Raw genomic sequence first — 12,023 nt, 5'->3', positions numbered from 1 at the left:
CAGAAAGTCCGCGAAGGAAGGCCGCACACGATAAAGGGTCAACTTCGTTATGATCGGCGTGACCGGAATACTTCTTGAGTCCCAACGCCAAACCTAGATCAATGACACGACGATATTTTGTTCCCGAATTACCACTTTCGGGTGGATTGGTCGCACTTCCGAACGAAGAAGCCCAACATGCGACGCGAGTGATGCGGGTCAAAATCGGCGACGATGTCACGCTGTTCGACGGTCGTGGCCACGAAGCGGAAGCCAGCGTGTTGTCGGTGGGCCGCAACGAATGCCAATGCACCGCCCAGACGGCTGCCGCGATCGACCGAGAACCCAAGTGTCGCGTCCACCTTGGGGTTGCCCTTCCCAAGCCAGACCGTGCACGTGAACTGATTGAACGGCTGACCGAACTGGGGGTCGCCTCGCTTACCCCGATCACCGCCGGCCGGACCCAGCGTGGCCCAAGCGAATCGTTGATCGAAAAGATGCGTCGTGGCGTGATCGAATCCTGCAAGCAAAGTGGTAGAAACCAATTGCTAGAAGTTCGCGATCCTATCAAGGCGGCCGACTACTTTCGCACCGTCGACCAAGCGACGAAGCTGATCGCTCATCCGACCGAGTCCGTGTATTCACTGGACGAAGCCAAACTGCAAAGCGACGTCGCGATCGCGATCGGCCCCGAGGGCGGGTGGACGGACGACGAAGTGAGTGATGCTGTGGCGGCAGGCTTCCGCGGCGTCACCCTCGGCCCACGCATCTATCGCATCGAAACGGCCGCCGCAGTCATCGCCGCCGTGCTGGTGACGTAAACGCGCCGTCGTAGGGATGTGGTGGACTTTGTTGGGAGTCCTGGACTGCGGAAAGGGAATTCCGGCGAATCCCGTTACATGCGGATACCCCCTGCCCGATTTGAACGAGCGTTCCCGGGCGGAAAAGCCCGGTGTCCTGGGCCACTAGACGAAGGGGGCGGACGACGGATCGATCGGGTGGGCACGAAACGCAGGTCACGCCGATGGCGTTGCCCCGCGCGGTCCCCAACCCGGATGGATCCGTCTGATACGAAAAGCTTGGCTGGTTACTTTTCGTCGCTCTTCGTCACGACCTTGTCGATCAATCCGTACTCAGCCGCTTCGGCTGCGCTCATGAATCGGTCACGATCGGTGTCTTCTTCGATCTTTTCGAGCGAGTGACCGGTGTGTTCGATCATGATCTCGTTCATTCGCTGCTTGATTCGACGCAGTTCGCCAACGTGAATTTCAACTTCACGCGCGGTGCCCTGCATGCCAGCGAGTGGCTGGTGAATCATGATTCGTGCGTTGGGCAGTGCGAAACGCTTGCCCTTGGCACCAGCGGTCAACAGGACAGCGCCCATCGATGCAGCTTGTCCGATGCAGTAGGTCGCGACATCGCACGAAACGAATTGCATCGTGTCGTAGATCGCCATGCCGGCGGTGATACTGCCACCGGGGCTATTGATGTACAAGTGAATGTCGGCCTTGGGGTCGTCCGACTGCAGAAACAGCATTTGCGCGACCAACGCGTTCGAAATCTGGTCGTCAACTTGCTGACCCAAAAAAATGATTCGGTCTTTCAGCAGTCGACTGTAGATGTCGTAGACACGTTCTTCGCGACCGCTCTTTTCGACGACGTAAGGAATGACAGGCATGATCTTGTATTCTTGCTGTGATGGTTATGTACGGGTAGCTGAACCCAGCGATCGCCACGCTGGGTTGCGAAAATCGTGAATCAGGCTTCTTCTTCGTCGTTGTCGGACGGCGGCTTGGTCAAAATATCGTCAACCAGACCGTATTCTTTGGCTTCTTGAGCGCCCAAGAAGAAGTCACGATCGGTGTCCTTGGCGATCTGTTCGACCGACTTTCCGCTGTGCTTGCTGATGATATCGTTCAGCACGTCGCGGTAGCGGAACATCTCGGCAGCCTGGATCTCGATATCGCTGACCTGCCCGCCGACGCCGCCCATGGGTTGGTGCATCATCACGCGGCTATTGGGAAGACAGTAACGTTTTCCCTTGGTTCCGCCGACCAACAGGACAGCCGCACCACTGCAAGCTTCGCCCACACAGTAGGTCGCCACAGGACACGAGAGCATTTGCATCGTGTCGTAGATCGCCAGGGTCGCAGTGACCGAACCGCCTGGTGAATTGATGTAGAAATGGATGTCTTTGCGGCGATTTTCGCTCTGCAAATACAACAATTTCATGACCAAGTCATTGGCGTTGCCATAGTGAATCTCGCCCTGGAGAAACACAATGCGATTCTCCATCAACAGGTCGCCCAACGTCAGTTGACGTTGACGCTGGTAACCCTGGTAAGAACTGGCGGCCAGCTGGGGTGCTCGCGGGTCATGAGCCGTTGGAAAGTTCATTCGGTGTCTGTCGAATAGGAGAGAAAGGAGTAGCTTTTCGCTCAGGTAGAGAGGTGATCAAACTGATCGCCGTACCTTTATGTTCGCCAATCGCCTGAAAATGACAAGGCGGGTTGCTGATGCAGCGCGGCAGGGAAAGGAAAGCTCGAAAATTCGTAACAACAAACAGGTTACCGACTTCACGCCGCTGGTCCCATAGCAGTGACCATCCGTGGCCCCCCATCCACGAAATTTCCCGTTCACGGCCCCCGGTGCGACAAGAAAAATCTGCCAACTCAAACCTGGCCATACGTTGCTTCCCGAACGATCGAAGCAAACCTCGCAAACCGAATCAACGCCCGCTTCCGATTCGCCTACCCCAACGACCGTGCCGACATGCTGTGCGGTCGGCCCGGTGTGGGGGAAACCGGCGGCTTGAGCGCAGCCGCTGCGACTGGGCCAGCCTCCATGGTCGACGTTGGACATCCCCATCGCCGGAAACCCAAGCGCCCGACTGCCACCGATTAGCGCGACCCAGCCGACTTCATCGCTTTTCTGCTCGCGTTCCGCATCCGGTGGCCCTGTACGGACTCTTCCACCACCCGTCAGGCATTTTCGCGATGCCCAACACAGCGAGCCTCCTGTCCTGCCCGCAACGCTAACAGCACCCGCGCTCCGCTCCCCGCACTTAGGGGCGTCCTGCGCGCCCTTCCTGCCCAAAGCGGAGGGGCACCTGTTTGGGGTTCTCCCTCGCAATTGCCAACCCCCTGGAAAGACCCCATCGTCCCCCTCGGCATGCATCGCCGGCTTGTCGATTCACTCCAGTGCTCACGATCGCCTAGAGAATCTCCCCTCATCCTGGGGTTGCCCAGCGCACCATTTGACAAACGCATACGGGCACGAAAACGATCAGACGATCTCTGCCTTGCCTGACATTCTTCGGCCGGGATGAACCGGGGCGTGGGCCGAATCCGATCACGGATCCGGGATTCTGGCGGGGCGGGAAACTGAACGGACATCTCTATTGTTAACGTTTGGAACACGCCACGATCTGTCGGATTTGCGACAACGGCAAGGGTTGGGATTTTCCCCCCGAACCATTGTCAATGTCGACGCCGATGAATAAGCTATCCCGCCTGCGCAATTTCGGCGGATACGACAGGGTTGTTCTGTACAGCTCTGCCTTCGCTTTCCACAATCTAATTTTCGGTTCTAAAGGTACGTCTATGAAACGCTCGGGACTTCCCAAGGGGTTCACGCTGGTCGAGTTGTTGGTGGTGATCGCCATCATCGGAGTTCTTGTGGGTCTGTTGTTGCCCGCCGTTCAAGCAGCACGAGAAGCGGCTCGCCGAATGAGCTGCAGCAATAATTTCAAGCAATTGGGATTGGGTCTGCACAACTACCACAGTGCCTTCAACCAGATGCCAGTCCACGGGACCGGTACCGATGACGGTTCAGACAACGGCCAAAACTGGTGGACTGGCTACACCACCAACAACCACTGGCGTTTGAGCGCCTTGGTCGGAATGACCCCGTTCCTGGAGCAACAAGCTCTTTGGGAACAAATTTCGAATCCCAACTCGCAACGCACCGACGGCAACACTGGCGCGGCGATCGGAACGACAATCAATCCCTGGCCGGCAATGGGCCCCACACCTGAACAACTTCAATACCTACCGTGGGCGACCGAGGTGCCAACCCTTCGCTGCCCAAGCGACCCGGGTGTAGGACTTCCTTCGCTTGGACGTTCGAACTACGCATCGTGCATGGGTGATTCGTTCTGGCGTGCTCAACATGGTGAACTGGACCCAGACGTTGGGCCAAACAGCAGCTGGGCGCAAGAATCCCGATCGGCCAACCGCGGAATGTTCGTTCGACACAAATCCATGAGGTTCCGCGACGTGCTCGACGGACTGTCCAACACCATCGCAATGATGGAAATGACCACGGATCTTGGCGACAACGACACGCGAACGATTGGCAAGAAGCACCCCAGTGGTCAAGGCGGACAAACAGAAATCCGAGACAATCCCCACATCTGCCAAGAACTGGCGATGATCGATCCATTGCGACCACGCTTCTGGCTCGCAGGCAACGATTTCGAAGTAGCAACCAAGGGACGTGGATTCCGCTGGGCTGACTCGCAAAACATGCAATCCATGTCGTTCACCATTTTGCCACCGAACGGACCGATCTGCATCCCGCACGATTCCAACGGTCCATCGATCACGACCGGATCCAGTCGCCACCAAGGCGGCATCCATGTATTGATGGGTGACGGAGCGATCAAGTTCATCACCGATTCGATCGAAGCCGGCACGCAAACGAACCCAGTTGTCTGGATCAGCGGAACCGCTGCCAACAAGAACGCATCGGGTGCTCCAAGCCCTTACGGTCTTTGGGGTGCACTTGGAACCCGCGCATCCAAAGAAGTGCTGAACGGCGAATTCTAAGACGATTGCGAGTTTCGGAATCACCGAAAGCAAACGCAACGAACCACCAACCCCGGACTCAACCGAGTCCGGGGTTTTTCATGCGCCCTATCAAACCCCCGCAATACGACTGCGGGATTCGATTTTGAAGTTGTTTTCCGTCGGTTGCTATGTGAGACATAACCGAGGCTATCGCCTAACGGCTTATGAAATTGACAGCCCTTTGGCGACTTCCGCTACGCGGTAATTCATCGCGATTGCCATGTTCGCCAATCATTACCCGATCAGCGCATAAAAAAACCTCGAGCGTGTCACCCGAGGTCGATTCTTAGAAGGCAGGACGTTTCGTACTACTTTGCTGCAGGCGTGCTGTCCATTCCGGCGCTCTCTTGGGCAACGGCAGCCTCATAAGCGTCCATCGCAGCTTGGTCAGCGTTTTCTGCGATGTTGGTGTTCTCTGCAGAACCACCGCATCCAGCCAAAACACACAGCGAGAAAAGGCTGGCGCCAAGCAATACGGAAAGTCGACTCATCGTGGTCTCTTGGTTGAAGATTCGTTTGGGGGACTATTGGAAGACTTCAAGTATATCAACGACGGATTTTCTTGCGATGGTCGGAAGGGTGTCCCCCCCACGAAAGTGGGCCAGCGGCGAAGTGTTCCGCCGCCGGCCTTAAAACGCTTCATTGCCAACTACTGTTGGCTGACCATGACCTTCATCGAATGGCAGGGCATCACGATCGAATGGCCTGCGGCGGGCATCGGGCCATCGACATCCGGATAGATGTCGCCGGGAGATTCCGCAGCGGTGTCAATGAACAGGTTCCAGTTGGTTCCCCACCCGATCTCTGGCATCTTGAACGTTCGTTCTTGGCCAGTGCTGTTGAACATCATCACGATGTCACGGCCCAGACCTTCGGGATCATCCACCCGGCTAGGGGCGGCGATGTAGGCGACCATCGCCAGTTCCGACTGGCTCCATTCCAGGTGATGTCCGCTGGGGGCATACCAAGAAACGTCGGGGATCATGCGACCGTCAACCGGTTGCCCGGTCAGGTAGTTTTTACGCCGTACAGTGGGCTGTTCGCGTCGGAACTTGATCAGGTTTTTCACGAAACGGAAAACATCGTCGTGTTTTTTGACCAGACGCCAATCGAACCAACTGATGTCGTTATCTTGGCAGTAGGCGTTGTTATTGCCTTTCTGCGTACGACGAACTTCATCACCGCTGACAATCATCGGCACACCTTGGCTTAGCAACAGGGTGCTTAGCATGTTCCGGATCTGGCGATCGCGGGTAACGGTGATCGCTTTCTTGCGGGTCGGGCCTTCGACGCCATAGTTGTCGCTGATGTTGTGGTTGTCACCATCGCAACCGTTTTCACCATTGGCCATGTTGTGCTTTTCCTTGTACGAAACAAGGTCGTTCATGGTGAACCCGTCGTGGGTGGTGATCAGGTTGATGCTGCAGTGCGGCGGTCGACCATCATGTTCGTACAAATCGCTGCTGCCGGCCAAACGGGTTGCCATTGCACCGAGGGTACCGCCATCGCCACGCCAAAATCCGCGAGCATCATCACGATAGCGACCGTTCCATTCGGCCCAACGTGCACCGCCGAACGACCCCACTTGATAGGCACCAGCGGCGTCCCATGCTTCGGCAATGATCTTGGTATCGGCCAACAATGGATCTTCGGCAATCAGTTCCACCATCGGTGGGTTCGGGATCAAGTTCCCCTTGGTGTCGCGGCTCAGGATACTAGCCAGATCGAAACGGAACCCGTCGATGTGGTAGTTGTGAACCCAGTGACGCAGGCAATGAAAGATCATTTCACGCACGACCGGATGGTTTCCGTTCAGCGTGTTTCCACAACCGCTGTAGTTACAGAAGTGCTGACCTTCGGACAGGATGTAATAGACTGAATTTTCCAGTCCCTTGAACGAAAGCGTTGGGCCCTTTTCGTTGCCTTCGCAGGTGTGGTTGAAGACGACGTCCAGGATGACTTCGATGCCAGCCTTGTGAAGTGCCTTGACCATTTCCTTGAATTCACGAACCTGCGCACCAGGCGTCTTGTCGTGTGCGTAGCCGCGGTGCGGCGAGAAGAACGCCATCGGATCGTATCCCCAATAGTTGGAACGATCCATTTTGTTGCCGTTGATGTCCTTGATCGGGAACTCGTTGACCGGCATCAGTTCGACGGCGGTGACGCCTAGTTCTTGCAAGTACGGGATCTTTTCGATCACGCCCAAGTAGGTACCGGGGCACTTGACCTTGGCAGTCTTGCTCTTGGTGAAACCCTTGACGTGCATTTCATAGATCACCGACTCGCTGATGTCGTGCCGAACGTGTCGGTCACCTTCCCAGTCAAAATCGCTGTCGACGACCACGCATTTGGGCGGACGGACGACACCGTCGCTGCCCTTTTGAAATTCGCCGGCCAGAGCCTGTGCGTAGGGGTCGATCAATCGAGCGGTGGAATCAAATCGTTGACCACGTTCGGGCGCCCAGGGGCCACAAGCTTGGAAGTGATACAACTGGCCCGCAGCGATCGCTGGAACATGCATGCTCCAGACATCACCCCAACGGTCAGTATCTCGATCAAATTCTAGGATTTCGGAAGGTTCTCGGTCACCGACCTTGTTGTACAGCAGCAGTCGCATCGCTGTGGCCGAACGGCTGAAAACCGAAAATTGGACTCCGGTATCCTGCAGTGTCGCACCGAAGGGTGGTGCGTAAGCAAACTGAAGGGTAGGACACGGCTGGCGCATTAGCATCTTGCAGGCTTCTCCGATATTAGAACCAGCCATTGCTTTGCTTGGTGACTTGCGAGTCGTCCGATCAATGGACCAACAAGCGAATCGAGCAATGGCGGTGGATTCAAGGTAGTGGGATTTGTCTGGCGACTCCGCGACGTGCTTGAATGCACGACACCGAAGCTGACGAATGAAACCTACAACCGATCCACCGACGTGCCGGAGGAACCACCGGCCAAGTTCGCGAAACTCGGCTCGGCGCTTCTTGGGGCAACGGCTGGCGAACTGATTCCGAAGAAACCTCCCAGGTTGGTGAGCGAAAGATTGCCGGCTGGGCAACCCCTGTGCCCGCAATCGAAAAGTTCGGTGCCCTGCTGGGCCGCACAAAACGGGGTCCCCCCCATCCGTCCAGACCTGCGCAGAACATGGTCGATAATAACGGATCGACGAGACTGGCGAACGAACGATTTTGCGTGTCAAAACGCCACTATGCCGCAGACTGACGCAAAGGGCGCGTATTCCGCTGTTGCACGACGATTCATGACGACGAATCCTAACTCGATTCAAATTTCCAGCCGCGACGCGACGGCAAAACACGATGCCATCGCGTCGAATCCGGCAGGCAGCGAACGGGGACTTCCAAGCCCCCCGCAATGTTTCGCCATCCACCGCGGCGTTGGGGACTGACGATGATGCGGCGCAAGTCGCTAGAATGCCACGTTTTCAGGTCCCCAGGAGCCCAACGCGATGCCGCTAACCACAGCCGAGACCACCATTTTGCCGGAACAAGCCGGGCGGGTCGACGCGATCGTGCGAGAACTGACTCAGATATCGCACAGTCAGGTTCGCGGTTTGATCGACCACGGATGTGTCACCATCAACGGAGCGTCGGTCAATGACGGCGGCGAACCGGTGGCCGAGGGCGACCAGGTTAGCATTCGATACGACGCCAACCAACGCTATCGCGAGAAGAAGAAAATCCGCTGGGCCGACCGTACCTTCACGATCGTTCACGAAGACGACGCGCTGATCGTTGTCGATAAAGCCGCCGGCACCCTCACCGTGCCCACCGACCACCACGAATCCAACACGCTGGTCGACCGGGTGACGTTGTACTTGTCGCATTCCAAACGTCGCCGCCAAGCCTTTGTAATCCACCGGCTGGATCGCGAAGTCAGCGGATTGTTGGTGATGGGCAAGAACCAAGAGGTCGCGGATAAGCTGATCGAACAGTTCAAACACCGCAAACCGAATCGCGTCTATGCCGCCATTGTCGCAGGCGTCATGACCGACGACGCGGGAACTTTCGACTCACACCTGGCAACCGGCAACAACCTGGATCGCTACGTCACTGGCCCATCGAAGAACGCCGAACGTGCGGTGACCCATTACAAGGTGATCCGTCGGATGGAAGACACCACGCACGTCGAGGTCACGCTAGATACCGGCAAACGGAACCAGATCCGCGTCCAGTTTGCCCACGCCGGACATCCGGTCCTGGGCGACCCGCGGTACAAAACCGATCAATCGATGCACGCCCGTTGGATTCGCAAACGAATTGCCCTGCACGCGATGACGCTGGGGTTTGAACATCCGGTATCCGGCAAACCGATGACCCTGGAATCTAAGTTACCGGCCGCGATGCAGAAGTTCTTAGCCGGCGGCGTCGGACGTCAAAAGTAACGTCACTGCGGGACTCGAGCGACACGCTGGTCCCGATCCGCTGCACCGCGTGCAACATCGGCGATTTGGCCTGCGAAATCACGCCGCGTCTGTTCGTCCACTTGTGGCAGACGCGAAGCGACATCCAGCATCGATCGCGGGTTCTTTTCCGAAGCCTGAGACACCTGCGCGATGAAGCGGGCGGTTTCCGCAAAGTTGACATCAGCCGATCGCCCGATCAAACCGCTAAGCGTCCGGGCGATCAGGTCGGCACCCAAGCTTTCCAGTTGTAGAAAACAGTCGATCGTGCCGGTCACGGTGGTGCGACCTTCGTTGGCTTGTGAATAGCGGCTGGACAGAATGAAGACGCCTTTGCCATCAACCGATTTGGCGACCATCTTTCCGTCGTAGCTACCCGAGGCGACGAAGATGTGCATGTGCGGGTCCCCGTAGACCAGATCGATCTGACAGGTTGTGCCGCTGCCGTCGATCGCTTCTAGCTGGTACGGCCCGGTCCGTCGGATCTGGACGTTGGTGATTCCCATCAGGTCCCACATACCGACTAGGACCTCGGGATTCCGGCTTAGGAACAAGAACATGTTTTGGTCACAGTCGATTGCCTGAGGCGGCAAACGACGATAGATCGTCGGCGAATCGACGATCGACATGATGCGTGCCTGTGCCGATTGAGTCAGCCGCTGCATCGGCAACGAAGCGATCGCGGCTTTCCGCTGCTTGCTGCTGGTATCTGCGTCGTTACTGGAGTGGCCAAATAGGCCGCCCTCTGCGTTCGCAACATTCGGCGATGTCGTCAAGCACATCGCCAATGCGATTGCGCAAAACCACCTTCCGTGTGCGATCGTATGGATCGATCCCCCGGCCACCGATGTCTCCCCCGAGTCATTCGTGTCCATGCCCAATTGATCCACCAATCAATCGTTCGCCAGCGGGAGTGCGATGTCTGAAAACTCAGAAACCGCGATTCCGCAGGGACTTGGAAACGTACCTTCGTCAGCGAAGTGCCGAACGAAAGGCCTGTGAGGGTTTTTCGGCTGGTCGGGGTTGTCGAGTTGAGGAAAAGGGTGGCCGCCCAGAACGGGACATCTCGTGGCGTACTCGACACTGATGCCGGATTCCCGATAATCGCGGGTCAGAGACCATGCAACGGACGAAAACCTGCGGTTCAGGAAAATGTTGTGCAGCCACACCGGGTGCAGCCCCGACGGGGTTTCACACCGATGGACACCACCCCCAAAGGGGCTGGTTCGGTGACAAAATATCTTTTCCCGAAACGCTTGATCCACCCCGTTGGCGTTGCCGCGGATACGTTGCCGTGGATGCGGGTCCTCGGATACGGGGCCGTGGATACGGGGCCTTTGCGGCCAGATGACGTCTCCTTTCGATCTGATCCAGATCGTTTTGCGTCATCCAACCAAGTTGCTGAAACAACGATTCCTGAATTTACCGATCACATTCGATTCTCCTTCAAACGAACGAAACAAACGATGGCTAAGAAAACGATCGACCAAGTGGATGTCGCCGGCAAAAAAGTGCTGATGCGAGTCGACTTCAACGTGCCTTTGGACGAAAACCAGAACGTGACCGATGATCGCCGCGTTCGCATGGCGTTGCCGAGCATCAAGAGTGTCGTCGACCGTGGTGGTCAATTGATTTTGATCAGCCACCTGGGTCGACCGGCCGGCACCGGATTCGAATCCAAATTCAGCTTGGCACCAGCCGCCAAGGCGCTCTCGGAACTGTTGGGCAAACCGGTCGCGATGGCATCCGACACGGTCGAAGACGATGCCAAGGCCAAAGTGGCTGCGTTGCAAGACGGTGGCGTCGTCGTGCTGGAAAACCTACGTTTCAATTCCGGCGAAAAGAAGGGCTGCGCTGAATTCGCTGGCAAGTTGGCCGCGATGGCCGACATCTACTGCAACGACGCATTCGGCACCTGCCATCGCAGTGATGCATCGATGGTTGCCGTCCCCGAAGCGATGGCTGGCAAGCCACGCGTGGTCGGCCACTTGGTCGCTCGTGAAATCCAATACCTCAGCGACGCGATCAGCAAACCCGGTCGTCCGTTCGTGGCCATCTTGGGCGGTGCCAAGGTCAGCGACAAGATCAACGTCATCAACAACCTGCTTGGGATCTGTGACACCGTCTTGATCGGCGGCGCGATGGCCTACACGTTCTCCTTGGCGCAAGGCGGCAAGATTGGCGATAGCCTGGTCGAGAAAGATAAAGTCGAATTGGCCAAGGAACTGATCGAAAAGGGCGGCGACAAGCTGATGTTGCCCGTCGACACCCACTGTGGCGATGATTTTGGAAACATCGCGGGATGCAACAAGAAGGTCGTTCCGGCCGGCCAGATTCCCGACGGCATGGAAGGTTTGGACATCGGTCCTGAAACGGCAAAGCTGTACGCCGAAGTGATCAAGAAAGCCAAAACGATCGTTTGGAACGGGCCAATGGGCGTGTTCGAAAAGCCACCGATGGACGCCGGCACCAAAGCAGTTGCCCAAGCCGTCGCGGACAGCGATTCGATCAGCATCATCGGTGGTGGCGACAGTGCCGCAGCCGTGGATCAACTGGGCTTTGCCGACCAGGTCAGCCACGTCAGCACCGGTGGCGGAGCCAGTTTGGCAATGCTAGAAGGCCAAGCTTTCGCCGCCGTCGACCTGCTTGACGAAGCCTAATTCGGCTAGGTGTGACGCCATGATTGCACGATCCCGCAGCGGTACGCTGCGGGGTCTGCCGATTGCGTTTTCGAGACGCAATCAAAGTAGGCCGGATCAAGGAGCGAAGCGACGCCGATCCGG

At 57.0% G+C, this 12,023-nt stretch carries 9 protein-coding genes and 1 tRNA gene; 4 read left to right on the top strand and 6 right to left on the bottom strand.

Features of this window, described 5'->3' with window-relative positions; genetic code table 11:
* Positions 1-101: 101 nt before the first annotated feature.
* Complete coding sequence (locus K227x_RS13725) at positions 102-800, top strand: RsmE family RNA methyltransferase (protein ID WP_145170253.1); 699 nt, start codon at positions 102-104, stop codon at positions 798-800.
* A gap of 85 nt (positions 801-885) precedes the next feature.
* Here K227x_RS13725 and K227x_RS13720 read toward each other — a convergent pair.
* The 3 genes from K227x_RS13720 to K227x_RS13710 all read right to left on the bottom strand — a co-directional run bounded on the left by K227x_RS13720 (position 886) and on the right by K227x_RS13710 (position 2,376).
* Positions 886-959 (bottom strand) — tRNA-OTHER (locus tag K227x_RS13720).
* 107 nt (positions 960-1,066) lie between these two features.
* Positions 1,067-1,657, bottom strand: a complete 591-nt coding sequence (clpP, locus tag K227x_RS13715) for an ATP-dependent Clp endopeptidase proteolytic subunit ClpP (RefSeq protein ID WP_145170251.1) — start codon at positions 1,655-1,657, stop codon at positions 1,067-1,069.
* Between the two features lie 80 nt (positions 1,658-1,737).
* Positions 1,738-2,376 (bottom strand): ClpP family protease, encoded by a 639-nt coding sequence (locus tag K227x_RS13710; RefSeq protein ID WP_145170249.1) that lies wholly within the window; start codon positions 2,374-2,376, stop codon positions 1,738-1,740.
* A 1,205-nt stretch (positions 2,377-3,581) separates the two neighbouring features.
* Here K227x_RS13710 and K227x_RS13705 point away from each other — a divergent pair.
* Positions 3,582-4,808 (top strand): DUF1559 family PulG-like putative transporter, encoded by a 1,227-nt coding sequence (locus K227x_RS13705; RefSeq protein ID WP_145170247.1) that lies wholly within the window; start codon positions 3,582-3,584, stop codon positions 4,806-4,808.
* A 329-nt stretch (positions 4,809-5,137) separates the two neighbouring features.
* On the opposite strand, the gene K227x_RS13700 is transcribed toward K227x_RS13705, so the two are convergent.
* Together K227x_RS13700 and glgX are read right to left on the bottom strand one after the other, a co-directional pair.
* Positions 5,138-5,320: a hypothetical protein gene (locus tag K227x_RS13700; RefSeq protein ID WP_145170245.1), complete on the bottom strand. Its 183-nt coding sequence runs from the start codon at positions 5,318-5,320 to the stop codon at positions 5,138-5,140.
* A 158-nt stretch (positions 5,321-5,478) separates the two neighbouring features.
* A complete protein-coding gene (glgX, locus tag K227x_RS13695) occupies positions 5,479-7,560 on the bottom strand; it encodes a glycogen debranching protein GlgX (protein ID WP_145170243.1) in 2,082 nt (693 codons plus the stop codon).
* A gap of 726 nt (positions 7,561-8,286) precedes the next feature.
* Here glgX and K227x_RS13690 point away from each other — a divergent pair.
* On the top strand, positions 8,287-9,222 hold the full coding sequence (locus tag K227x_RS13690) for an RluA family pseudouridine synthase (RefSeq protein ID WP_145170241.1): 936 nt from the start codon (positions 8,287-8,289) through the stop codon (positions 9,220-9,222).
* A 2-nt stretch (positions 9,223-9,224) separates the two neighbouring features.
* On the opposite strand, the gene K227x_RS13685 is transcribed toward K227x_RS13690, so the two are convergent.
* Positions 9,225-10,115, bottom strand: coding sequence for a hypothetical protein (locus K227x_RS13685; protein WP_145170239.1), 891 nt, complete (start codon positions 10,113-10,115; stop codon positions 9,225-9,227).
* Positions 10,116-10,706: 591 nt separating this feature from the next.
* Here K227x_RS13685 and K227x_RS13680 point away from each other — a divergent pair.
* On the top strand, positions 10,707-11,900 hold the full coding sequence (locus K227x_RS13680) for a phosphoglycerate kinase (protein ID WP_145170237.1): 1,194 nt from the start codon (positions 10,707-10,709) through the stop codon (positions 11,898-11,900).
* The last annotated feature ends 123 nt before the right edge of the window (positions 11,901-12,023 follow it).

It is taken from the genome of Rubripirellula lacrimiformis (assembly GCF_007741535.1).
Taxonomy (GTDB): Bacteria; Planctomycetota; Planctomycetia; order Pirellulales; family Pirellulaceae; genus Rubripirellula; species Rubripirellula lacrimiformis.
This window is presented reverse-complemented; position numbering and strand designations above follow the sequence as displayed.